Source organism: Streptomyces gossypii, from assembly GCF_025165795.1.
Lineage (GTDB): Bacteria > Actinomycetota > Actinomycetes > Streptomycetales > Streptomycetaceae > Streptomyces > Streptomyces gossypii.
In genome coordinates this window covers 576,339-598,274 of record NZ_JAJAGO010000003.1, presented here as the reverse complement: position 1 = coordinate 598,274, position 21,936 = coordinate 576,339, and the positions used below count along the sequence as shown (strand labels likewise).

Here is a 21,936-nt window from a genome sequence, read left to right as displayed (position 1 = left end):
ATCAGCCACCCGAATTCAAAACCGGGCTTCCCGAAGTGATTCCGGCATGCCGAAATCATCTCCCGGAAGGAGATCGCACTATGAGATGAGTGCCGTCACGAAGACGGCGGGATGGCCACCCGGAGTCGTGAAGACTCCGTGGCAACTCGAAGAACACTACACCACCAGCACACGGCCTTCAAACCTGCCTGGTGCGACCACTTCGCGTCGGCCAGGTGGCAGGCAGGGAGAGCTCGCGGACGGTCAGCCCTCGCCGGAGGCCAAGGCGCGGCTGCGGTCGCGGGCCGCCTCGATGGCGGCGAGGAAGGCCGCGCGCACGCCGTGGTTCTCCAGCTCACGGATGGCGTTGATGGTCGTCCCCGCCGGCGAGGTGACGTTCTCCCGAAGGGTGACCGGGTGTTCCCCGCCGTCCCGCAGCATGGTGGACGCGCCGACCGCCGCCTGGACGATCAGCTCGTGTGCCTTGTCCCTGGGCAGGCCGAGCAGGATGCCCGCATCGGTCATGGCCTCGACCAGGAAGAAGAAGTAGGCGGGCCCGGAGCCGGAGAGCGCGGTCGCGGCGTCCTGCTGGGATTCCGGGACGCGGACAGTCTTGCCGACGCCGCCGAAGATCTCCTCGGTCCGGAGGAGGTGGGGCTCACCTGCGTGGGTGCCCGCCGAGATGACGGACATCCCCTCGTCGACCAGCGCGGGCGTGTTCGTCATGACCCGCACGACCGGCGTACCGGTGGTCAGCCTCTCCTCGAAGAGGGTGGTGGGCAGCCCTGCGGCGCCGCTGATGATCAGCCGGTCGGCCGGTACGTGCGGGGCCAGTTCGTCCAGCAGCCTGCCCATGTCCTGTGGCTTGACCGTCAGGATCAGCGTGTCGGCGAGCTTGGCGGCCTCCGCGTTGGAGACGCACTCGACGCCGTGACGCACATGGAGTTCCTGCGCGCGCTCCGCCCGCCGGGTGGTGACCAGAAGGTGGGCCGGTGCCCAGCCCGCCCGGATCATGCCGGACAGCAGCGCTTCACCGATCTTGCCTGCGCCTAGCACGGCGACTTTCTGGCTCATGGCGGGTTTTCACCTCGTCGTATCCGGCTGCCCGAGTGCGTACGGTGCGTGTTCCATCTTCGCACCTTGGCCCCGCCGGTGCGCTGGCGTCCACTGGGCGGGACACCGGCGCGCCGCGTCCGCCCGCCGTGTCAGCCCGCCGTCTCGTCCAGGTGGTCCGCGTAATACGAGAGCGCGCGAGCGTACTCCCGCAGCTGCGGGTCGGCCGTCGTGTCGACGAGGACATGCAGCAGGTCGGACAGTGCTTCCTCCGCCCGGCCCGCGTTGGTCAGTGCCAGGGCGCGGAAGGCCCGGAGCGCCGGATTCCCCGGGAATTCCTGGAGCGCCGTCTCCAGGACGGCAAGCGCGCTGCCGTGGGCCCCGAGTACCCGGTGGGTGCTGGCAAGGCCGAGGAGCACGCCGTGCCGGTCCTCGGGGGAGAGTCCCCCGGTGGCGACGGCACGTTCGTAGTACGGGAGGGCCTCCAGCTCAAGACCGAGGGCGTCGTGGACCCAGGCGGTCTGGTAGGCCGTCTGCGGGTCTTCGGGGTGGCGAGCGGACAGGGTGAGGAGCCGGATCCGGGCCTCGTCGAGGCTGCCCTGCTCGCGCAGCGCGACCGCCTCGGCCAGTTCCGCGCTCATCGGCTCGCTCATCGGCGTCTGCATGCGCCCACTATGCCGCAGGGGCGAACTGTGCCGCAGGGGCGAGAAGGCCAAGGAGGGAGTCGACGAGTGCGCTGGCGACCGGCGACAAACCTAGGGCGTGCGGCGGCGGAGGGTGGCCGCGCCCAGGACGAGGACCAGGACGGCGCTGCCCGCCACGACCACCGCGTCCACGGCGAAGTCGCCCGTCGCGTCGGGGTGCCGGAGCACCTCCCGCATGCCGTCGACCGCGTAGGACATGGGCAGGACGTTGGAGACCGCCTCCAGCACCGGCTGCATGGAGTCGCGGGGCGCGAACAGCCCGCAGAGCAGGATCTGCGGAAAGATCATCGCAGGCATGAACTGCACAACCTGGAACTCCGAGGCGGCGAAGGCGGAGACGAAGAGGCCGAGGGCGGTGCCGAGGAGAGCGTCGAGCAGGGCGACGAGCAGCAGCAGCCAGGGCGATCCGGCGATGCTGAGGTCGAGCAGCCAGACGGCGACGCCGGTCGCGACGCTCGCCTGCACGGCCGCGAGCAGCCCGAACGCGAGCGCGTACCCCGCGATCAGGTCGCCCTTGCCGAGCGGCATGGCCAGCAGCCTCTCCAGGGTGCCCGAGGTGCGTTCCCGCAGGGTGGCGATCGAGGTGACCAGGAACATCGTCACCAGCGGGAAGATGCCGAGCAGTGAGGCGCCGATGCCGTCGAAAGCGCGCCGGTCCGCGTCGAAGACATAGAAGAGCAGCACGAGCAGCAGGACCGGCACGAGCAGGAGCAGCGCGATCGTGCGCGGATCGTGCCTCAGCTGGCGCAGCACGCGGAGCGCGGTGGCGAAGGTGCGGGAGGCGTTCATGCGCGGGATTCCTCCTCTTCGCGAGCTGCGTCGACCAGGTGGAGGAAGGCGTCCTCGATGGTCGCGGTGCGGGTGTGCGCGCGGAGGTTGTCCGGGGTGTCGTCGGCGAGCAGCAGGCCGGCGCGCAGGAGCAGCAGTCGCTGGCAGCGGTCGGCCTCGTCCATGACATGGGAGGAGACCAGCAGGGTGGCGCCCCGGTCGGCGGCGATCCGGTGGAAGAGGTCCCACAGGTCGCGGCGGAGTACGGGGTCGAGGCCGACGGTGGGTTCGTCCAGCACCAGCAAGTCCGGGGAGCCGAGCAGGGCGACGGCGAGCGACACGCGGTTGAGCTGGCCTCCGGAGAGGTTTCCCGCCAGCGCGTCGGCGTGTGAGGTCAGATCGACATCGGTGAGTGCCCGCTCGACCTGCCCGGCGCGGTCACGGCGGTTGATGCCGAGGACGGCGGCGTAGTAGTCGAGGTTCTGGCGTGCCGTCAGATCGAGATAGACGGACGGTGACTGCGTGACGTAGCCGACGCGGGCGCGCAGTTCGGGGGATCCGGCGGGTGCGCCGAGCACGTCGAGCGTGCCGGTGACGTGCGACTGGGTGCCGACGAGGGCGCGCATCAGGGTCGATTTTCCGCAGCCGGAGGGGCCGAGCAGGCCCGTGACGGTGCCTGCGGGGACCTGGAAGGTGAGCCCGTCCAGCACCGTACGGCCGCCGCGTACGACGCGGAGACCGGCTGCGCGGATGGCGGGAGGTGAAATATTCATCACCTGTAGAATAATCACGCCCGGCCCGCCCGCGTCAAGCAGCGAGGACCTCGGAGTACGTACGGGCGCCACGGAGGTGCGTCACCCCATGGCCAGCAGGACGATGGCGGAACCGGCCGCGAGGAGCCCCATCGCCTGCGTCCGGTTCAGCCGTTCCCGCAGAACGAGAACGCCGAGCACGACCGGGATCGCCGGATAGAGGGAGGAGAGGACGACGGCGACGGTGACCAGCTGCTGATGGAGCGCCAGCGTGTAGAAGAGCAGGGCTGCGGTCGCCGTCATGCCGGCGGCTGCCGAGGCGGCGGCGATGCGGGGCGGCATGCGCAGGGGCGCCCAGGACATGCGCGGGTGCGTTCCGAAACGCATCGCGAGCGGCAGGATGGTGAGAATGGCGGCTACCCGCCCCGCGGCCACCGGCCAGAAACCGGCAGACTCGCCCGCCTGGGCGAGTGCGAGGTACTGCAGGGCGATCCCGCAGCCGGCCGCAAGCGCGTCGGCGGACCCGTCGGCCCCGTCGTCGGTGGCTACCGGGCCGCTTTGGGGCCCCCGGCGGGCCACCAGCCACAGGGCGGGCAGGGTGACGACGATTCCGATCCAGGAGAAGACGGTCGGGCGGTCCCCCAGCAGCGCGACCCCCGCCAGCACGGGCAGCGCCACTCCGGTGATGGCGCTGAGGGGGACCACGACGCTCATCGCGCCGCGGCTCATCCCCCGGTAGAGGAAGACCATGCCCAGGCCGGTGCCGAAGCCGGAGAGTCCGCCCCAGGCGAGGCTCTCGGCGTTCACCGGGCCGGGGGTGAGCAGCAGCGCGGCGAACAGGCTGAACAGCAGTCCGCCCACCTGGCCGAGGAGGGCGACGGCGGCGAAGAACGCTCGCCGGGAGAGCAGGCCCCCGAAGAAGTCGGCGGCGCCGTAGAAGCCTGCCGAGGCCAGAGCGAAGAGCAGGCCCATGCCGCTAGCCGCTCTCCCGCGGTTCACTTTCCGGCGCGGCGGCTTCCCGCGCGCTCTTCTCCTTCGCGTGCCGCTCGGCCTGGCCGACGGGGCAGACCGCGCCTCGTACGCAGGCGCCGCGATCACACAGGCGGCACACCCGTTCGGCGCTGCCGACCTGCTGGTAGATCCCCGTCAGAAGCTTGCCGAGGAGGGCGCCCAGTGCGGCCTGCTCCTGCTCGTCGAGCACCGCGACGGCCTCCGCCAGCGGTGCACCGCGCGCCGCCAGCACCTCGTGTGCCGTCCGCAGACCGGCTTCGGTGGCCGTCACCGACACCCAGCGGCCGACGCCGGAACGCCGATCCACCAGGCGTTCGGCTTCGAGCGAGTCGACCATGCGGGCGGCGGCGGACTGCGAAAGCCCCACGCGGCGTCCCAGCTCCGTGACGCTCAGGCCGGGCGCCGCGGACAACACGACGAGCGCTGCGGCGCCGCTGGTGCTGACGGCGGCGGCGCCGGTGATCCCCGCCAGAGCCTTGTCGGTGACAGCGAGTGCTGTGGCTCCCAGGAGGTTCGCCGTGCGGTTCGTATCAGCTGTGCGAGCTCCTTCATGCATGACTCATGCATAACTCTTCCCGGCTTGCCGTGCAACCTCCCCGGCGGTCTTCCGGAAGCACTCCCGCCGGACGCCCGGTCACTCGATCTCGCGCATCATCTTCTCCATGGAGGCGATGGATCTGCGTGCCTCGGTCAGCTCGTCGATGCTGCGGCGGTGCAGCTCCACGTTGTCCTCCAGGAGCTGGGCGTACTTCGTGGCGAGCTGCTTGTACTGCCCCTCGCGCGCCGCGAGCATGCGGGCCCGCCAGGTCGCGGCGACCTGCCAGACGATGACGATCATCAGGGCAAAGACCCCGGCCGTGCCGAGCCCCGCCGCCCAGACGGCGACCGCCTCGGATTCGTCCGCCAGTTGCTGGTTCACTGCATTCCCTCTTTCTCACGCACGCTTCCGCGCTGCTTCCCGGTGGGGGGCGAACCCGCGTGGTCGTCGCTGAGGGTGCGGGCCGCCTCGGCGACCGCATGCGGAGTGAGCTCGTAGGCGAACGGCGCGACCTCGAAGAACTTCACCGTCTTGCCTCCCTCCCCCACCTCCAGCGACCCGACGATGAGCCCGGCCGCCTCCAGCCGCTGCAGGTGCATATGCAGCAGTGGACGGCTCATGCCGATCTCGCGGGCGAGCCTGCTGACGTAGTTCCGGCTCCCGTACAGCGCCTGGATGATCCGCATGCGGTGCGGATTGCCGAGAGCCGCCAGGGCCTTCAGCAATTCGTCCCCCGTCGGACTCCCGACCGCGGCCATCGCGACGCCCTTCCCGTGTGTAAGAAAAAGCTGACACCTGCGGCCATCAGCTGTAAAGGAAACTGGCACATGTCCGGGTCAGTTCAGGGTCGGCTCAGGGTCAGCCCTGAGAGCGGCTGCCACCGCGGGCGCCGGGGACCGGTGCGGGTCAGTTCCGGGGCTTGCGCTTGGGCTTCCGCTTCCGTTTCGCCGGGTTGCCGGTGCGTGCGGTCCGCCGGCGCTCGTGGCTCTTGAGCGCGGCCTCGTGCTCGGTGCGGTGCAGCTTCTCGCCCGGTGCCTCGATCAGCGTGCGGACGGCGTAGGCGAGCAGGACCCCGACGAAGCCGACAAGCAGGAAGCTGCGCATCGACCTTTCCCGCGCCGCGTCCTCCTCGGTCTCCGGGCGGCGCTTGAAACCGGTGAGCGTGCGGGAGAAGCCGATCGAGCTGCAGATGGCGAACGCGAGGATCATCAGCAGCCGGGCCCAGTCGCCGAGCTCCGCGATGGCGACACCCTCGTACGCGAGCCGGAGCGCGTAGGCGCCCACCACCGCGAGGAGGAGAGAGCCGAGGCCGAGCCCGATGCGGCGCAGGGCGTAGCCCCCGGTGTGGTCGACCCAGGTGGTGCCGAAGAAGCGGATCGGCTCGGGGAGAGGCCGGTCGGCGTCCGGGCCCTCTTCCCCCGGAAGACCGGGCAGGCCCGGCAGACCCTGCTCGCCGGTCTCTTCGGGCCCGTCGGGGCGCTGCGTGTCGCTCATACCCTCGATTATGGCGGGGGCAGCAGGGCCATCGTCGCCCGGTGCTCGTTGATGAGGAGACTGAGCCGCCCGTACACGAGGGAGGCCGCGCCCACGACGGACAGGCAGCTCGCGACTCCGCCGAGCAGCACGAGGGCGGGCCAGTCGCGCTCCTCCAGGCAGGCGTCGAAGCTGGATTCCGGCTCCCGGGATATCGGCGCCTCGCACGGGACGCCCCCGTCGTCCGCGTGGTAGTCGAGCAGCAGCCAGCCCATGAACCAGAGCCAGAGCAGGCCCGCCAGGATCAGCACGCCGATGCCCGCCCCGGTCCAGCGCTGTGCCCGCTCCCGGAATGCCCGGACGTACGCCTCAGCCGATTCGTCCCGTTTCGCCATACGCCCCGCCCCTCGTCGGACCACGTGCTGGGAGAGCCCGGCCTACTGCGCGGCGCCGTCCAGCTGCGAGAGGTCGCGCACGGCTCCGCGGTCTGCGCTGGTGGCCATCGCGGCGTACGCGCGCAGCGCCGTGGAGACCTTGCGGTCCCGGTTGCGCGGGGCGAACCGGCCACCGAGCTCCTCGCGGCGGGCCGCCAGCTCGCTGTCCGGGACCTTCAGCTCCATGACGCGCTCGGGGATGTCGATGCGGATCAGATCGCCGTCCCGGACCAGGGAGATCGCGCCGCCGGACGCCGCCTCCGGCGAGACGTGCCCGATGGAGAGGCCGGAGGTGCCGCCGGAGAACCGCCCGTCGGTGATCAGCGCGCACTTGGCGCCGAGCCCGCGGCCCTTGAGGAAGGAGGTGGGGTAGAGCATCTCCTGCATGCCGGGGCCGCCCTTGGGCCCCTCGTAGCGGATGACGACGACGTCGCCGGCCTTGATCCGCTTGGTGAGGATGCTCTCGACGGCCTCCTCCTGCGACTCGCACACGACGGCGGGGCCCTCGAAGGTCCACACGGACTCGTCGACGCCCGCGGTCTTCACCACACAGCCGTCCTCGGCGAGGTTGCCGTGCAGGACGGCGAGGCCGCCCTCGGTGGAGTAGGCGTGGTCGATGTCGCGGATGCAGCCGCCGGCCGCGTCGGTGTCGAGGGTGTCCCAGCGCTCGGACTGCGAGAAGGCGGTGGCCGACCGGACGCAGCCGGGCGCCGCGTGGAACAGCTCGACCGCCTCGGGCGAGGGCGAGCCCCCGCGGATGTCCCACTCCTTGAGCCAGTCGGCGAGCGAGGGGCTGTGGACGCTGTGCACGTCCTCGTCGAGCATCCCGCCGCGGTACAGCTCGCCGAGGATGGCGGGGATGCCGCCCGCCCGGTGGACGTCCTCCATGTAGTACGCGCCGTTGGGGGCGACCTTGGAGAGGCAGGGCAGGCGGCGCGAGAGGGCGTCGATGTCCGGCATGGTGAAGTCCAACCCGGCCTCCTGGGCCGCGGCCAGCAGGTGCAGGATCGTGTTCGTCGAGCCGCCCATGGCGATGTCCAGGGCCATCGCGTTCTCGAAGGCGGCGCGGGAGCCGACCTGGCGCGGGAGGACGGTCTCGTCGTCCTCCTCGTAGAAGCGCTTGGTGATCTCCACGACCGTACGGCCCGCCGCCTCGTACAGCTCCTTGCGGGCGGTGTGGGTGGCCAGCAGGGAGCCGTTGCCCGGCAGGGACAGGCCCATCGCCTCGGTGAGGCAGTTCATGGAGTTCGCCGTGAACATGCCGGAGCAGGAGCCGCAGGTCGGACAGGCGTTCTCCTCGATCCGGGCGAGGTCCTGGTCGGAGACCGCCTCGTTGGCGGAGTCCGCGATGGCGGAGATCAGGTCGAGCTTGCGGACCGTGCCGTCGACGAGCGTCGCCGTACCCGACTCCATCGGGCCGCCGGAGACGAACACCGTCGGGATGTTCAGCCGCATGGCGGCCATCAGCATGCCGGGGGTGATCTTGTCGCAGTTGGAGATGCAGATCAGCGCGTCGGCGCAGTGCGCCTCCGTCATGTACTCCACCGAGTCGGCGATCAGATCGCGGGACGGCAGGGAGTAGAGCATTCCGGCATGGCCCATGGCGATGCCGTCGTCCACCGCGATGGTGTTGAACTCGCGCGGGATGCCGCCCGCCGCCTTGACGGCCGCGGAGACGATCCGGCCCACCGGCTGGAGGTGGGTGTGCCCGGGCACGAACTCGGTGAAGCTGTTCGCCACCGCGATGATCGGCTTGCCGAAGTCCTCGCGCTCCACGCCCGCGGCGCGGAGTAGCGAGCGGGCACCCGCCGCGTTGCGGCCGTGGGTGACGGTGCGGGACCTCAGCTCGGGCATGACTGCTCCACTCTCTGTGGTGCGTACGGTTCTGCGGATTTTCGAGACTACGCCCCGAATCCGGGATCCGGACACCTCGCCCGGATGGTGAGACCTCGAAAGGGGGCCGCCCGTCGGTTCCGGGCAGTACCGGGCAGCTTCGGTCAGTCCCGGTCAGTCCCGGTCAGCTCCCGGCCTGCCCCGGCGATCCCCAGGTCCGCCCCCGTCAGATGGTGCTGGACCACCGGTGCGAGCCGCGCGATCAGGACCTCCGCATCCGTGGAGGCCAACGGCTCGACCTTGATCACATAGCGCAGCATCGCCGTACCGACCAGCTGTGCGACCGCCAGCTCCACCCTCAGCTCGGCGTCCGGGGCCGTCAGCCTGCCCGCCAGTACGGACAGCAGCTGCCGCGTCACCAGCCGGCGGAAGATCGCGGCGGCCGTCTCGTTGTTTACGGCCGAACGCACGATTGCCAGCAGCGGCTCGCGGGTGACGGCGTTGCCCCAGACCCGGAAGATGAAGCGGGTCATCGTCTCGCCGACCTGGTCGAGATCAACGGCGAGCGCCTGGTCGCGGGCCGCCACCGCGGGTGAGAAGGCGGTCTCCACCGCCTTCTCGAAGACCTGCTCCTTGGTGCCGAAGTAGTGGTGCACCAGTGCCGGGTCGACTTCCGCCCCCCGGGCGATCGCCCGGATCGACGCCTTGTCGTAGCCGCGTGCGGCGAATTCGGTGCGGGCGGAGGAGAGGATGCGCTCGGGCGCCGCCGGTTCTCCCGCCACCCGCGCTGCCAGCGAGGGGCGGCCCCGCTTGCGGCCGTGCCCGGCCGCCGGCCGGGCGGTCACGGGCGCGCCGCCCGGCCGCCGGGGCTGCTGTCGCACGACTCGCCGCGCAGGAGATGGCGGCGGGTGAACTCCAGCGCCTCCGTCAGATCGGTCTCCCGTTCGGCGGCGGACATGGCGCGCCGGGTGTTGACCTCCACCACGACGTGCCCGCCGAAGCGGTTCGCGCTCAGCTGCTGCAACAGCTCGGCGCACGGCTGGTCGCCCCGGCCCGGCACCAGATGCTCGTCCTTGCCGGAGCCCTGTCCGTCGGCGATGTGGACATGCCCGAGCCGGTCGCCCATCCGGTCGACCATGGCGAGGGTGTCGGTACGGGAGGTGGCCGTGTGCGACAGGTCGATCGTGAAGTGCCGGTAATCCTCGTCCGTGGGGTCCCAGCCGGGGGCGTACGCCATCATCTCGCGGTCCCGGTAGCGCCACGGGAACATGTTCTCGACGGCGAAGCGTACGTCCGTCTCCTCGGCCATCCGCCAGATGCCGCTGACGAAGTCACGCGCGTACGCGCGCTGCCAGCGGAACGGCGGGTGCACGACAACCGTGGTGGCACCGAGCCGCTCGGCGGCCGAGCGGGCCCGCTGGAGCTTCGTCCATGGATCGGTGGACCAGACACGCTGGGTGATCAGCAGGCAGGGGGCGTGCACGGCGAGGATCGGCACACCGTACGCGTCGGCGAGCCGCCGGAGCGCCTCGACGTCCTGGCTGACGGGATCGGTCCACACCATGACCTCGACACCGTCGAAGCCGAGCCGGGACGCGATCTCGAAAGCCGCCGCAGTCGACTCGGGATATACGGACGCCGTGGACAGCGCGACCTTGGCCGCTGGCATACGCACCGATGGTTGCACCACGCGTCACAGCCTACGGCGGGCCCGCGCCCCGCCCCTCACGCCGTACCCAGTTGGTCAAGGCGGCGCAGGATCACGCCCTCGCGCAGCGCCCACGGACAGACCTCCAGCGTCTCCACGCCGAACAGATCCATCACCGCCTCCGCGACCACCGCTCCCGCCAGCAGCTGGTCAGCGCGGCCCTCGGACACGCCCGGGAGCTCCGCCCGCTGCTCGGCGGTCATCGCGGCAAGCTGCGGCACCCACTCCACCAGCGTCTTGCGGTCCAGCTCCCGCTGTACGTAACTGCCCTCGCCAGAGCGGGGCGCGCCCGCGAGCCGGGCGAGCTGCTTGAAGGTCTTGGAGGTGGCCACCACATGGTCGGGCGGGCTGAAGCGGCTGAACTCCCCCACCACCCGGGCGATCTCCGCGCGCACATGGCGGCGCAGCGCCCGTACGTCCTCCGTCGAAGGCGGGTCGCCGGGCAGCCGGTCCCCGGTGAGGCGGCTGGCGCCCAGCGGGAGGGAGACGGCGGCGTCCGGCGCCTCGTCCAGGCCGTAGGCGATCTCCAGTGAGCCGCCGCCGATGTCGATGACCATCAGCCGCCCCGCCGACCAGCCGAACCAGCGACGGACCGCGAGGAAGGTGAGCCGCGCCTCGTCCTCGCCGGAGAGGACCTGGAGCTTCACGTCGGTGTCCTCCGCGACGCGGGCGAGGACGCTCTCGGCGTTCGCGGCGTCGCGTACGGCGGAGGTGGCGAACGGCAGCACATCCTCGACGCCCTTGTCCTCCGCGACCTCCCGCGCCTCGTTGACCGTCGCGGTCAGCCGGGCTATGCCGTCCGGACTGATGGCGCCGTTCTCGTCGAGCAGAGCGGAGAGCTTCAGTTCCGCCTTGTGCGAATAGGCAGGCAGAGGACGCGCACCGCGATGCGCGTCCACCACGAGGAGGTGGACCGTATTCGAACCCACGTCGAGGACACCGAGTCTCATACACAGCACGCTATCCGCCCACGCGCGTGGACATCACACTTACACCCTGTCGCGGACGAGGTCGTAACGACCCGGCGCAGGTCGTTACGCTGGGGGCGTGGGTAAGACGAAAGCGACGAAGCGCAAGAAGCGGGACGAGCAGGGCGAACCGCGCGGGAAGGGCGGCGGCCCTGCCGAGCCGGAGGCCGAAGCGCGGGCCGAGGAGACTCCGCTGGAGTTCACCCGGGCCTGGGTGGAGTTTCCCGACCCGGCCGATCCGGAACAGGTCTTCCGCTGCGACCTGACATGGCTGACCTCCCGGTGGAACTGCGTGTTCGGTCAGGGCTGCCAGGGCATCCAGCAGGGCCGCGCCTCGGACGGCTGCTGCACACTCGGGGCCCACTTCACCGACGAGGAGGACGAGGCCCGGGTCGCCACGCACGTGGCACGGCTGACCCCCGAGAGCTGGCAGTTCCACGAGACGGGTACGGCCTCCGGCTGGACGGAGGTCGACGACGACGGGGAGCGGCAGACCCGCCGCTGGAAGGGCGCCTGCATCTTCCACAACCGCCCCGGCTTCCCCGGCGGCCAGGGGTGCGCGCTGCACACTCTCGCACTGCGGGAGGGCCGCGAACCGCTGGAGACCAAGCCGGACGTCTGCTGGCAGCTGCCCATCCGGCGCACCTACGAGTGGGTGGAGCGGCCGGACGGCGAGCAGGTGCTCTATGTCTCCATCGGGGAGTACGACCGCCGGGGCTGGGGCTCCGGCGGCCACGACCTGCACTGGTGGTGCACGTCGGCGCCGTCGGCGCACGGGGCGGGCAAGCCGGTGTACGAGTCGTACCGGCCGGAGCTGACGGAGCTGATGGGAGCGGAGGGGTACGAGCGGCTGGCAGCCCTGTGCGCGGAGCGACTCGCCTCCCAGCTGCCCCTTCTCGCGCCCCACCCTGCGGACCCTGTCGGGTCTGCATGAACACTCGCCCGGGCACCGGATCCGCCTGAGCCCGACCGGGGTCAGGCGGACGGGGTTCAGGCGGAGGAGGAGGTGGGTTCCGAACCGGTGGGGGGCTCGGGGTCTTCCGGCTCGGACGGGGGCGGCTCGGAGGGGCTCGGGGTGGGATCCGGGGAGGGCGTCGGCTCTGCCGACGGACCGGGATCCTCCGGGCCGCCAGGGTTCCCCGGCCCGGGGTCCGGATCGGGGTCGGAGGCCGGCGGCGGATCGGGCTCCGCCGGCGCCTGCGAGCCGGGCGGCGGAGGATCGCCCGGGGCCGGGGCTGCCTCACCGTGGCCCTCCAGCGTGATCACGGCGCCCGACGGCGCGATGCGGAGGCGTGCGGCCCACGCACCCGACGGCTCCGCCGCCTTGTCGACGAACGCCGTCAAGGAGACCGACGCGCCCGGCCGCAGGGTGCCCGAGGTGTGGCTGAGTGAGACCCATCCCGCGTCCGTTGACGCCGACCAGCGCACGGCACTCCGGCCGGTCGCCGTGAGGGTGATCACCGCGCCGTTGCCGATGTGCCGGGCCCGTACGTCGAGCCGCCCGCTGCCGGAGCGGTCGCCGCCCGCGGAACCGTCCGGGTTCTCGACGGCCACCGAGACGCCGTCCGTACGGGGCCCGTAGCGGTTGCCCTGCTCGCGGTCGGCGCGGCCCGCGTTCTCGTACGGGCGTCCGTCCAGACCGTCGTCGTCACGGTCGGTGGCGGAGATGGTTGACGCCTCATGCCCCTCGCCCGTGACCGGCGCGCCCCGGTACGCCGCCCAGAGGGCGAGCACGGGTGCCGCGACGACCGTCGCCACCACGGTGGTGGTGACGGCCCGGCTGCGCAGGCGGTCACGCCGGGCGGCGCGGTCCTTCAGCTCGACCGGGAAGCCGTCCCTGTCGAAGCGGGGATTGTGGACGCAGCGGGCGCGCTGTGCCGCACGCTGGGCCGCGTGCACGGCCGGACGCGGCGCCTGGAGCACGGCGAGCGGCGCCGCGCCGCCCGGCGCCGTACCGGGCCAGGAGATCCCGGCCATCGCCCGCTCGGCGACCCGGCGGCACTCCGCGCAGTCGTCGACATGGCGCACCAGTTCACGGCGCAGCGCGGTGCCCAGCAGCAGCCGGTCGTCCCCGGCCAGCCGGGCGACCGCCTGGCAGCCGCCGGACTCGACGACCGCGAGCGCCGCACGGGTGCGTTCGACCTCGCAGGCGGCGCTGGTGAGCAGCTCGCCCGCCGCCTCGGTGGAAAGCGAGAGGACGGCGGCGACCTCGCTGACCGGCAGCCCGTGGCGCACGGCCAGCTCCAGCGCCTCGCGCTGGTCGGGTGCGGTGCCCGCGGCCTCCGGCCAGGCGAGCGCGGCCAGTTCACGGCGGCGCTGGTGGGTGGCGGCGGCCGAGAGCTGCGGGGCCGCGGTGCCCGTACGGCCGCCGTCGGCCGCGCTGCGTGCGGCGAGCCTGCGCAGACAGGCCCAGCGGGTCAGCGCGTAGAACCAGGGGCGGCGGCGGGCCTGCGCGGACGGCGCCCGGCCGCGGTCGAGCTGCCGCTCAGCTACGGCCAGCGCCTCGCCGAGGGCGGCGGTAGCGGCGTCGTGTTCGCACATGACCGAAAGGCAGTAGGTGAACAGTCCGTCGAGATAGGGCCCGTAGCGTTCGGAGCGCTGGGCGTGCGACGACCGCCGCACCGGGTGCGCTCGGTGGGCGCCGGTGGTGTGCGTGGGGTGCTCGCGCCTGCTGCTCTTCATCCGGCGACCGTAGGGCGGCAGACGTCGTTCATCGGACCAGCAGGCGGCTGTTTAATCCTTATGGGTGAACATCTCCCTCAAAAGGGGACAAGACCGGGACTCAAACTGCCACTCGCGCGCGGCGCCGAACCGACGGGGATCGACGGGGGTCGACCGGGATTGCTGGGGAACCGGCAGGCATCCGACGGCGACGACTGCCGTGTCGGTGGCCGCGGATACGGTGGCGCCATGGCTGCCCCCCGTAAGTCGTCCGCCAAGGACCGACCCTCCTACCGCTGCACCGACTGCGGCTGGACTACCGCCAAGTGGCTCGGCCGCTGCCACGAGTGCCAGGCATGGGGCACGGTCGAGGAGACCGGTGGCACCCCCGCCGTCCGTACGACCGCGCCCGGCCGGGTCTCCGCCGCCGCGCTGCCGATCGGGCAGGTGGACAGCAAGCAGGCCACCGCCCGCGGCACCGGCGTGCCCGAGCTGGACCGGGTGCTGGGCGGCGGGCTGGTGCCCGGAGCGGTCGTGCTGCTCGCGGGCGAACCGGGCGTCGGCAAGTCGACGCTGCTGCTGGACGTCGCAGCGAAGGCGGCCGGCCCCGAGGACCGCACGCTCTATGTGACGGGCGAGGAGTCCGCCGCCCAGGTCCGGCTGCGGGCCGACCGCATCGGCGCGATCAACGACGACCTGTTCCTGGCCGCCGAGACCGACCTTTCGGCCGTGCTGGCCCATCTGGACGCCGTGCAGCCCTCACTCCTGGTGATGGACTCGGTGCAGACCGTCGCCTCGCCGGAGATCGACGGAGCGCCCGGCGGGGTCGCCCAGGTGCGCGAGGTCGCCGCCGCGCTGATCCGCGCGTCGAAGGAGCGCGGCATGTCCACCATCCTGGTGGGCCATGTCACGAAGGACGGCGGGATCGCCGGGCCCCGGCTGCTGGAGCATCTCGTCGACGTGGTGCTCCAGTTCGAGGGCGACCGGCACAACCGGCTGCGGCTGGTGCGCGGGGTGAAGAACCGCTACGGGGCGACGGACGAGGTCGGCTGCTTCGAGCTGCACGACGAGGGCATCACCGGCCTCGCCGACCCGTCGGGCCTCTTCCTCACCCGGCGCGACGCCCCCGTGCCCGGCACCTGTCTGACCGTCACCCTGGAGGGCAGGCGGCCGCTGGTCGCCGAGGTGCAGGCGCTGACCGTCGACAGCCAGATCCCCTCCCCGCGCCGTACGACCTCAGGGCTGGAGACCTCCCGGGTGTCCATGATGCTGGCCGTGCTGGAGCAGCGCGGCCGGATCAGCGCGCTGGGCAAGCGGGACATCTACAGCGCCACGGTCGGCGGCGTGAAGCTGACGGAACCCGCCGCAGACCTGGCGGTGGCACTGGCACTGGCGAGCGCGGCGAGCGACTCACCACTGCCGCAGAACCTCGTCGCCGTCGGCGAAGTGGGGCTGGCCGGAGAGGTGCGGCGGGTAACCGGCGTGCAGCGGCGGCTGGCCGAAGCGGCCCGGCTCGGCTTCACGCACGCACTCGTACCGGCCGACCCCGGGAAGATCCCCGAGGGCATGCGGGTACAGGTGGTGGCGAACGTCGGAGAGGCGCTGGGAGTGCTGCCGTCCCGCCCCGCGCGGAGCGCGCCACACGAGGAGGCGGCCCGCCGGTAGACTTTGCCCCGGTCTAGGGTCTGTTCCGGGTTTCGCACCGGGCCCGCGACGCGAAACCCGGCCCAGACACTGGACGTACCCAGCCTGTCGACGAAGTAATGGGCACGGCGATGCCTCGGTAAGGACATGGGGTGCCGCGGCTGTGTCGCGGCGATTCCGCCCGGCACCAGTCCCGGGCAGTTCACGGGGCGAAGCCGGGCATTTGCGGGCAGCGCCGAAGACGGCAACCGATGCCGACAGGCACCCGCACGACCGAAGGAGTGCAGTGGCAGCCAACGACCGGGCAGCAGCTCCCGGCAGGGCCGGTGGGAGCCAGGGGAGCTCCCGCGCCGACGGCTTGATGCGCACCACGCTGAGCGCGGTCGCGCCCGGTACGGCGCTGCGCGACGGCCTGGAGCGGATCCTCCGCGGGAACACCGGCGCACTGATCGTCCTCGGAGTCGACAAGACCGTCGAATCGCTGTGCACCGGCGGCTTCGTCCTGAACGTCGAGTTCGCCGCGACCCGGCTGCGCGAGCTGTGCAAGCTGGACGGCGCGCTCATCGTGGACCGGGAACTGACCAAGATCGTACGAGCGGGGGTGCAGCTCGTTCCCGACGCGTCGATCCCGACCGAGGAGACCGGCACCCGGCACCGCACCGCCCAGCGTGTCTCCATCCAGACCGGCTTCCCGGTGGTGTCGGTCAGCCAGTCCATGCGGCTGATCGCTCTGTACGTGGACGGGCAGCGGCGCGTCCTGGAGGACTCCGCCGCCATCCTCTCCCGGGCCAACCAGGCACTGGCGACCCTGGAGCGGTACAAACTGCGGCTCGACGAAGTCGCCGGGACGCTCTCCGCGCTGGAGATCGAGGACTTGGTGACGGTCCGCGATGTGACGGCCGTCGCACAGCGGCTCGAGATGGTGCGGCGGATCGCGACGGAGATCGCCGAGTACGTCGTCGAACTCGGCACCGACGGCAGGCTCCTGTCGCTCCAGCTCGACGAGCTGATCGCGGGCGTCGAACCAGAACGCGAACTGGTCGCCCGCGACTACGTGCCGGAGCCCACCGGCACCGGGCGCAGGTCCCGTACGGTCGCGGAAGCGCTGAACGACCTGGACCGGCTCAGCCACACCGAGCTGCTCGAACTCTCCACGGTGGCGCGGGCGCTGGGCTACTCAGGCTCCCCCGAGATCCTCGACTCGGCCGTCTCGCCACGCGGGTTCCGCCTGCTGGCGAAGGTGCCGAGACTGCCCGGCGCGGTGATCGACCGGCTGGTCGACCACTTCGGCGGGCTGCAGAAGCTGCTCGCCGCGAGCGTCGACGACCTCCAGACGGTGGACGGCGTCGGAGAGGCCCGCGCACGCTCCGTCCGCGAAGGGCTCTCGCGGCTGGCGGAGTCCTCCATCCTGGAGCGTTACGTCTAGGGCGTGTTTGAGAAGTCCCGCCTGTCTCGCGGGGTCCGGCACGCCCTGAGGTCTCTCGTTTGGATCTTGCCGTACGGCGCTGAGCCGACGGCCCGGCCCCCGCCCCGCCGATGGCGGGCGGGTAGGGGGTCGAAGGACCGTCTTCACCCGCAGGGCGGGCGAAGGACGGCCACGACCTCACGCACCGGCCGGTGCTCGCGCGGGCTGTGCGGCACGGCCTACGGGGCGGCCTGCGCCAAGCCGCACGTCCACCTGGGCGGCAGCCCGCCGTACCCCGCACCGCACCGGCCGGGCACGCGGTCACGGGCCGTGCGGGCCGGCCCGACTCCGACGCCCCGCGCCCGCTGGACAGCGGCGCGGCGTCCCCCCGCCCGCACCGGCCGGGCACGCGGTCACGGGAAGGCGGTGCGGCCTGGTTCGTTCGGGGTGTCGAGCGGCGGTAGTGAGCGGCCCGTGCGGCCTTCGGAGAGGTCGATGGAGTCGAGGAGGGAGAGCAGCGCGGCCAGTGCCGGGTTGTCGTTGCCCTGCCGCCAGGTGGCGGACAGTTCGACCGGGTACGGCTCGGGCAGGGCGACCGGGCGGAACGCAACCGCCTTGAAGCGCAGCCGGGCCGCCGCCGCCGGGACGAGCGCGAGGCCGAGCCCCGCCTGTACGAGGGCCAGAATCGTGTGGATCTGGGTGACGTACTGCGTGTAGACGGGGGTGACGTCCGCGCCGCGGAAGACGCTGACGACCAGCTCGTGGAGGTAGCGCGCCTCCGTCGGCGAGTACATCACCATGTCCTGGTCCTGGAAGTCCGCGAGCCGCAGCGGTCCGTTCTCCTCGGCCAGCGGGTGGCCCGGGGGCAGCGCCGCGAGCAGCGGCTCGGAGACGATCGGCCGGGAGACCAGGTCGGCGCGGGCGACGGGCGGGCGCATCAGCCCGAGGTCGAGCGCTCCGGCGGACAGCAGTTCGAGCTGCTCACGGCTGACGAGCTCGCTCAGCACCACGTCGACGTGCGGCAGCCGCCCGCGGGCGGCACCGAGCAGCCCGCCGAGCACCTCGTACGCGGAGGTCGCGGTGAAACCGATCCGTACCAGCCCGGACCGTCCGGCGCTCACCCGCCGGATCGCCAGCGCCGCGCTCTCCGCCTCGTGCAGCAGCCGGCGGGCGTCCCGCAGGAACGCCTGTCCGGCCGGTGTGAGGCGGATCGCCCGGCTGCCGCGCTCCAGCAGCTGCGCGTTCAGCTCCCGCTCAAGCTGCTGGATCTGGCGGCTCAGCGGCGGCTGGGTGATGCGCAGGCGCTTTGCGGCCCGCCCGAAGTGGAGTTCCTCGGCGACGGCGACGAAGCTGGTCAGCTGGCTGAAGGTGAACATCGATGCTTTTCCGGTATCAGTGAATGCCTTAATTGATTTGGACGCGCATTGACGGGCCAGTCTACTGTCGGCCCGAACCGACATGAGCTGCCGCGAGACGGTCGACCTGCTCAGAAAAGGACGGAAATGGCCACGGTGACCGAACCGACCGGACACATGCTGATCGCCGGTACGCCGGTATTCGGCGCGGGCAGGCACGTCCGCGCGGTGAATCCCGCCACCGACGCCGAACTGGAGCCGCCCTTCGGCCACGGCGGTGCCCCCGAAGTCGCCCAGGCGTGTGAGGCGGCGGACGCGGCGTTCGACGCCTTCCGCCACACGACCGGCGCACGGCGCGCCGACTTCCTGGAGACGATCGCCGACAACATCGAGGCGCTCGGCGATCCGCTGATCGCACGGGCCCACGCCGAGAGCGGGCTCCCCGTCGCCCGCCTCACGGGTGAGCGGGGCCGTACGACCGGCCAGTTGCGGCTCTTCGCCGAGCTGGTACGGGAGGGCAGCTGGGCCGGTGCACGCATCGACCCGGCCCGGCCCGAGCGCACCCCGCTGCCGCGCTCCGACATCCGGCAGCGCGCGGTGGGGCTCGGCCCGGTCGCCGTCTTCGGGGCGAGCAACTTCCCGCTTGCCTTCTCGGTCGCCGGTGGCGACACCGCCTCCGCGCTCGCCGCGGGCTGCCCCGTGGTGGTCAAGGGGCATGACGCGCACCCGGGTACCTCCGAGCTGGTGGGCAGGGCGGTCACGGACGCCGTCACGTCCTGCGGCCTGCCGCCGGGCACCTTCTCGCTGCTTTTCGGTCTGGGACCGGAACTGGGCATCGAGCTGGTGACCGACCCCCGCATCCACGCGGTGGCGTTCACCGGCTCGCGCCAGGCCGGGCTGGCCCTGATGTCGGCCGCAGCCGGGCGGCCACGGCCGATCCCCGTCCATGCCGAGATGAGCAGCGTCAACCCCGTCTTCCTGCTGCCCGGTGCGCTGACCGACCGCGCCCCGGAACTGGGTGCGGAGTTCGCCGCCTCGCTGACCCTCGGCTCCGGCCAGTTCTGCACCAACCCCGGGCTCGTACTCGCTGTCGAGGGGCCCGCGCTGGACAGGTTCCTGGACGCGGCGGCGGCAGCGGTCCAGGAGAGCACCGCGTCCACGATGCTGACGCCGCCCATCGCCCGCTCCTACGACAGCGCGGTCTCCGCGCTCGCCGCACAGGACGGGGTGTCGGTCCTGGCCCGCGGCCACCAGAGCGGGCAGCCCAACGGCTGCCGTGCCGCCCTGCTGGCCACGGACGCCGAGGCGTTCCTCGGTACGGAGGAGCTGCGGCAGGAGGTCTTCGGCTCCTGCTCGCTGGTTGTCCGCTGCCGGGACGCCGTCCAGCTCACCGAAGTCGCCGACGCGCTGGAAGGCCAGCTGACGGCGACCGTGCACGCCACCACGAGCGACCAGGCGGAGGCACGGGCGCTGCTGCGCGTACTGGAGCTACGGGCCGGGCGGGTGCTCTTCAACGGATGGCCCACGGGTGTGGAGGTGGGGCACGCGATGGTCCACGGCGGCCCGTTCCCCGCCACCTCGGACGCGCGGACCACCTCGGTCGGCACCTCGGCTCTCGACCGGTTCCTCCGTCCGGTCGCCTACCAGGACGTCCCGGCCGCACTGCTGCCCTCGGCGGTGGCGGACGGCAACCCGGACGGGCTCTGGCGCCGGATCGACGGCGAGCTGGGCAGGCACTGAGCCCTCCCACGAGACCCGCACGAAAAGCACTCCCGCTCGGGAAGCACTGGAGGCACCGGCTCCGCGCCGGTGCCTCCAGTGCTTCCCGCCGCCGGACGGGCCCTGCTCCGGCAGGTCCTAGTCCTTGGTGAGGACGAACGACGCCTCGGCGGCGGGCAGGCCCTTCACCTTCACCTCGGCCAGGTAGGTGTCCGGCTTCGGCGAACCGGACGGCGCCTTCGCGCACTCCGGCTTGCTCTGCTTGCGGTTCCACTTGAGGTCCTGGACGGTCTCGCCGTTCGCCGGGACCTCGACGAAGGCCGAGGAGCGGTCGGGCGGGCAGTCCGCGGAGGACCAGATCCGCTCGCCCTCGCCGTCGCTGATGGTGAGTACGGTCGCCACCCGGCCGAGGTTGATGCGGCAGTCGCTGTCGCCGCTGTTCTTGACCGTCAGCTCCAGCTTCGGGTTCTCACCGGGCGCGTAGTCGTTCTCGACGCTGGTCAGTGTCACGGTGACGCCCGAGCCGCAGGAGGGCAGCCCCGGACCGCCGGGTGTGCCACCGCCACCGGTCACGTTCCCGCCGGTGCCGCCGAGCGCACCGCCGCGGTCGCCACCGCCCGTACCGCCGCTCTCTCCGTCACCTCCGCCGTCGGCGTCGCCGGCGCCGCCGTCAGCACCGTCGCTGTCGCCGCCGCCGGAGCCCGCGCCGCCGTCCGCCTCGTCCCGGCCGCCGGGGCGCTGACTGACCCTCGGCGAGGAGTCGGACGGACCGGGCGTGATCGCGTCGGTCGGGCCCTGGCCGTTGTTGTCGTCCTTTCGGCCGGCTTCGGCGCGCTGGTCGCCGCCGTCGCCGCCGAGACTCATCGCCCAGACGATCAGCAGCGCGAGCAGCGCCAGCACGGACAGCGCGATGACCCTCCGCCGCCAGTAGATGGTGGAGGGAAGAGGTCCGATCGGATTGCGCAGTGATCCCACGTGGAAACCTTACGAGACTTCACCCGTCCCGCAGGGCGGTACCCACCGCTTGGGCCCCATGACTTTTATGATGAGCGGTTCTTGTGCGGTTTCCGGCGGCTGCGGGGTTCGGTTTCCCGCGCTTTGTCCGGTCCCGTGTTCGGCCGCACCTCCATCTGACGGACACCTGACGGAAGTCAGGCCCGCGACCTGACCTTCGTACGCTGCGCGGGGCCCATACCGCTCCGTAGCTTCTCGGCTTGACGCTCTCCCTCCCCGGAGGGGGGAGGTTCTTACGGCTCGCGGTCCCTGCGCTCGCTCCTCGGGTTGGCGATCTTCTCACCGGTGGAGAGGGTCAGGAGACGGGTCAGCCCCGCGTCGATGCCGACCGCCGTATCCGTCTTCGGGAACGGCTTGACGGTCGGGTCTTCGCACAGCATCGAGACGAACCAGCGACCCGCGCTGTCCTGGGAGACCGTCACCGTCGAAGGTGCAGCGCCCCCGGGAAGGGAGCGGGACCAGACGATGTCCAGCGGCTCGCGCATCTTGGCCAGCGTCAGGGCACCGTCGCGGTAGCGGAACGCGGAGGATGTGTACTCCGCCGACCTTCGCGACTTCCTCTTGGACTTGAAGCGCGGGTACTTGCCCCGCTTCTCCCAGAAGCTGACGAACGCGCCTTGCAGATGCCGAAGGCACTGCTGGAGCGGCACGGAGGAGGCGTCGGCCAGGTAGGCCATCTCCTCCGTCTTCTTCCACGAGGTCAGCATGGCGGATGTGGCGTTGTAGTTGACCCGCTCACCCTGCTACCAGGCCCGCGTACGGGCCTCCAACGCAAGGTTGTAGACCTTCCGCACACACCCGAACGTGCGCGACAGCTCAGCCGCCTGCGCATCGGTCGGATAGAAGCGGTACTTGAAAGCCCGCTTCACGTGGGAAGTCGCCATGCGTCACAAACTAGCGTGACCGCAGGTAAAGAT

21 protein-coding genes and 1 pseudogene are annotated in these 21,936 nt (G+C 71.8%); 4 read left to right on the top strand and 18 right to left on the bottom strand.

Annotated elements, in window-relative coordinates; genetic code table 11:
• Positions 1-243 precede the first annotated feature (243 nt).
• The 14 genes from proC to LHJ74_RS09115 all read right to left on the bottom strand — a co-directional run bounded on the left by proC (position 244) and on the right by LHJ74_RS09115 (position 11,203).
• Positions 244-1,053 (bottom strand): pyrroline-5-carboxylate reductase, encoded by an 810-nt coding sequence (proC, locus tag LHJ74_RS09180; RefSeq protein WP_260217354.1) that lies wholly within the window; start codon positions 1,051-1,053, stop codon positions 244-246.
• Positions 1,054-1,184: 131 nt separating this feature from the next.
• A complete protein-coding gene (locus tag LHJ74_RS09175) occupies positions 1,185-1,697 on the bottom strand; it encodes a tetratricopeptide repeat protein (RefSeq protein WP_260217353.1) in 513 nt (170 codons plus the stop codon).
• Between the two features lie 90 nt (positions 1,698-1,787).
• Positions 1,788-2,525 (bottom strand): ABC transporter permease, encoded by a 738-nt coding sequence (locus tag LHJ74_RS09170; protein ID WP_260217351.1) that lies wholly within the window; start codon positions 2,523-2,525, stop codon positions 1,788-1,790.
• Positions 2,522-3,277 carry an ABC transporter ATP-binding protein gene (locus tag LHJ74_RS09165; protein WP_260217348.1) on the bottom strand — a complete coding sequence of 252 codons (756 nt, stop codon included), beginning with the start codon at positions 3,275-3,277 and terminating at the stop codon, positions 2,522-2,524. Before LHJ74_RS09165 ends, LHJ74_RS09170 begins: the two co-directional genes overlap by 4 nt.
• A gap of 81 nt (positions 3,278-3,358) precedes the next feature.
• The gene (locus tag LHJ74_RS09160) at positions 3,359-4,228 is read right to left on the bottom strand and encodes an EamA family transporter (protein ID WP_260217347.1); all 870 of its coding nucleotides are present in this window, start codon (positions 4,226-4,228) and stop codon (positions 3,359-3,361) included.
• 4 nt (positions 4,229-4,232) lie between these two features.
• Positions 4,233-4,823 (bottom strand): MarR family winged helix-turn-helix transcriptional regulator, encoded by a 591-nt coding sequence (locus LHJ74_RS09155; protein WP_260217346.1) that lies wholly within the window; start codon positions 4,821-4,823, stop codon positions 4,233-4,235.
• 78 nt (positions 4,824-4,901) lie between these two features.
• Entirely contained in the window at positions 4,902-5,105 is a 204-nt protein-coding gene (locus LHJ74_RS09150; protein WP_375546699.1) for a hypothetical protein, read from the bottom strand.
• Between the two features lie 77 nt (positions 5,106-5,182).
• A complete protein-coding gene (locus LHJ74_RS09145; RefSeq protein WP_260217344.1) occupies positions 5,183-5,563 on the bottom strand; it encodes an ArsR/SmtB family transcription factor in 381 nt (126 codons plus the stop codon).
• 148 nt (positions 5,564-5,711) lie between these two features.
• Complete coding sequence (locus tag LHJ74_RS09140; RefSeq protein ID WP_260217343.1) at positions 5,712-6,299, bottom strand: hypothetical protein; 588 nt, start codon at positions 6,297-6,299, stop codon at positions 5,712-5,714.
• An 8-nt stretch (positions 6,300-6,307) separates the two neighbouring features.
• On the bottom strand, positions 6,308-6,673 hold the full coding sequence (locus LHJ74_RS09135; protein ID WP_260217342.1) for a hypothetical protein: 366 nt from the start codon (positions 6,671-6,673) through the stop codon (positions 6,308-6,310).
• Between the two features lie 42 nt (positions 6,674-6,715).
• Positions 6,716-8,566 (bottom strand): dihydroxy-acid dehydratase, encoded by a 1,851-nt coding sequence (gene ilvD, locus LHJ74_RS09130; protein ID WP_260217341.1) that lies wholly within the window; start codon positions 8,564-8,566, stop codon positions 6,716-6,718.
• Positions 8,567-8,709: 143 nt separating this feature from the next.
• Positions 8,710-9,390 (bottom strand): TetR/AcrR family transcriptional regulator, encoded by a 681-nt coding sequence (locus LHJ74_RS09125; RefSeq protein WP_375546696.1) that lies wholly within the window; start codon positions 9,388-9,390, stop codon positions 8,710-8,712.
• Positions 9,387-10,214, bottom strand: a complete 828-nt coding sequence (locus LHJ74_RS09120) for a sugar phosphate isomerase/epimerase family protein (protein WP_260217340.1) — start codon at positions 10,212-10,214, stop codon at positions 9,387-9,389. Before LHJ74_RS09120 ends, LHJ74_RS09125 begins: the two co-directional genes overlap by 4 nt.
• A 56-nt stretch (positions 10,215-10,270) precedes the next feature.
• A complete protein-coding gene (locus tag LHJ74_RS09115) occupies positions 10,271-11,203 on the bottom strand; it encodes a Ppx/GppA family phosphatase (protein ID WP_260217339.1) in 933 nt (310 codons plus the stop codon).
• A 211-nt stretch (positions 11,204-11,414) separates the two neighbouring features.
• Here LHJ74_RS09115 and LHJ74_RS09110 point away from each other — a divergent pair, with 211 nt between their 5' ends.
• Positions 11,415-12,155, top strand: a complete 741-nt coding sequence (locus LHJ74_RS09110; RefSeq protein WP_260217385.1) for a DUF3109 family protein — start codon at positions 11,415-11,417, stop codon at positions 12,153-12,155.
• A gap of 56 nt (positions 12,156-12,211) precedes the next feature.
• Here LHJ74_RS09110 and LHJ74_RS09105 read toward each other — a convergent pair whose 3' ends face one another.
• Positions 12,212-13,903 carry a BACON domain-containing protein gene (locus LHJ74_RS09105; protein WP_260217338.1) on the bottom strand — a complete coding sequence of 564 codons (1,692 nt, stop codon included), beginning with the start codon at positions 13,901-13,903 and terminating at the stop codon, positions 12,212-12,214.
• A gap of 228 nt (positions 13,904-14,131) precedes the next feature.
• Between LHJ74_RS09105 and radA the strand changes: the two genes are divergently transcribed.
• Positions 14,132-15,547, top strand: coding sequence for a DNA repair protein RadA (radA, locus tag LHJ74_RS09100; RefSeq protein WP_260217337.1), 1,416 nt, complete (start codon positions 14,132-14,134; stop codon positions 15,545-15,547).
• A gap of 265 nt (positions 15,548-15,812) precedes the next feature.
• Positions 15,813-16,952, top strand: coding sequence for a DNA integrity scanning diadenylate cyclase DisA (gene disA, locus LHJ74_RS09095; RefSeq protein WP_260217336.1), 1,140 nt, complete (start codon positions 15,813-15,815; stop codon positions 16,950-16,952).
• A gap of 392 nt (positions 16,953-17,344) precedes the next feature.
• Here the strand turns inward: disA and LHJ74_RS09090 are convergent, their stop codons facing one another.
• Positions 17,345-18,307, bottom strand: a complete 963-nt coding sequence (locus LHJ74_RS09090; RefSeq protein ID WP_260217334.1) for a LysR substrate-binding domain-containing protein — start codon at positions 18,305-18,307, stop codon at positions 17,345-17,347.
• Positions 18,308-18,433: 126 nt separating this feature from the next.
• On the opposite strand from LHJ74_RS09090, the gene LHJ74_RS09085 reads away from it, so the two are divergent.
• A complete protein-coding gene (locus LHJ74_RS09085; RefSeq protein ID WP_260217332.1) occupies positions 18,434-20,026 on the top strand; it encodes an aldehyde dehydrogenase (NADP(+)) in 1,593 nt (530 codons plus the stop codon).
• A 117-nt stretch (positions 20,027-20,143) separates the two neighbouring features.
• Here LHJ74_RS09085 and LHJ74_RS09080 read toward each other — a convergent pair whose 3' ends face one another.
• On the bottom strand, positions 20,144-20,980 hold the full coding sequence (locus tag LHJ74_RS09080) for a hypothetical protein (RefSeq protein WP_260217331.1): 837 nt from the start codon (positions 20,978-20,980) through the stop codon (positions 20,144-20,146).
• A 281-nt stretch (positions 20,981-21,261) separates the two neighbouring features.
• Positions 21,262-21,903 (bottom strand): annotated as a pseudogene (locus LHJ74_RS09075) (RNA-guided endonuclease InsQ/TnpB family protein); the annotation flags it as partial.
• Between the last annotated feature and the right edge of the window lie 33 nt (positions 21,904-21,936).

What these genes read in the sequence shown, in the direction of transcription:
- proC (WP_260217354.1), bottom strand. Translation starts at nt 1,053, where the DNA reads ATGAGCCAGAAAGTCGCCGTGCTAGGCGCAGGCAAGATCGGTGAAGCG.
- LHJ74_RS09175 (WP_260217353.1), bottom strand. Translation starts at nt 1,697, where the DNA reads ATGCAGACGCCGATGAGCGAGCCGATGAGCGCGGAACTGGCCGAGGCG.
- LHJ74_RS09170 (WP_260217351.1), bottom strand. Translation starts at nt 2,525, where the DNA reads ATGAACGCCTCCCGCACCTTCGCCACCGCGCTCCGCGTGCTGCGCCAG.
- LHJ74_RS09165 (WP_260217348.1), bottom strand. Translation starts at nt 3,277, where the DNA reads ATGAATATTTCACCTCCCGCCATCCGCGCAGCCGGTCTCCGCGTCGTA.
- LHJ74_RS09160 (WP_260217347.1), bottom strand. Translation starts at nt 4,228, where the DNA reads ATGGGCCTGCTCTTCGCTCTGGCCTCGGCAGGCTTCTACGGCGCCGCC.
- LHJ74_RS09155 (WP_260217346.1), bottom strand. Translation starts at nt 4,823, where the DNA reads ATGCATGAAGGAGCTCGCACAGCTGATACGAACCGCACGGCGAACCTC.
- LHJ74_RS09150 (WP_375546699.1), bottom strand. Translation starts at nt 5,105, where the DNA reads ATGATCGTCATCGTCTGGCAGGTCGCCGCGACCTGGCGGGCCCGCATG.
- LHJ74_RS09145 (WP_260217344.1), bottom strand. Translation starts at nt 5,563, where the DNA reads ATGGCCGCGGTCGGGAGTCCGACGGGGGACGAATTGCTGAAGGCCCTG.
- LHJ74_RS09140 (WP_260217343.1), bottom strand. Translation starts at nt 6,299, where the DNA reads ATGAGCGACACGCAGCGCCCCGACGGGCCCGAAGAGACCGGCGAGCAG.
- LHJ74_RS09135 (WP_260217342.1), bottom strand. Translation starts at nt 6,673, where the DNA reads ATGGCGAAACGGGACGAATCGGCTGAGGCGTACGTCCGGGCATTCCGG.
- ilvD (WP_260217341.1), bottom strand. Translation starts at nt 8,566, where the DNA reads ATGCCCGAGCTGAGGTCCCGCACCGTCACCCACGGCCGCAACGCGGCG.
- LHJ74_RS09120 (WP_260217340.1), bottom strand. Translation starts at nt 10,214, where the DNA reads ATGCCAGCGGCCAAGGTCGCGCTGTCCACGGCGTCCGTATATCCCGAG.
- LHJ74_RS09115 (WP_260217339.1), bottom strand. Translation starts at nt 11,203, where the DNA reads ATGAGACTCGGTGTCCTCGACGTGGGTTCGAATACGGTCCACCTCCTC.
- LHJ74_RS09105 (WP_260217338.1), bottom strand. Translation starts at nt 13,903, where the DNA reads ATGAAGAGCAGCAGGCGCGAGCACCCCACGCACACCACCGGCGCCCAC.
- radA (WP_260217337.1), top strand. Translation starts at nt 14,132, where the DNA reads ATGGCTGCCCCCCGTAAGTCGTCCGCCAAGGACCGACCCTCCTACCGC.
- LHJ74_RS09090 (WP_260217334.1), bottom strand. Translation starts at nt 18,307, where the DNA reads ATGTTCACCTTCAGCCAGCTGACCAGCTTCGTCGCCGTCGCCGAGGAA.
- LHJ74_RS09085 (WP_260217332.1), top strand. Translation starts at nt 18,434, where the DNA reads ATGGCCACGGTGACCGAACCGACCGGACACATGCTGATCGCCGGTACG.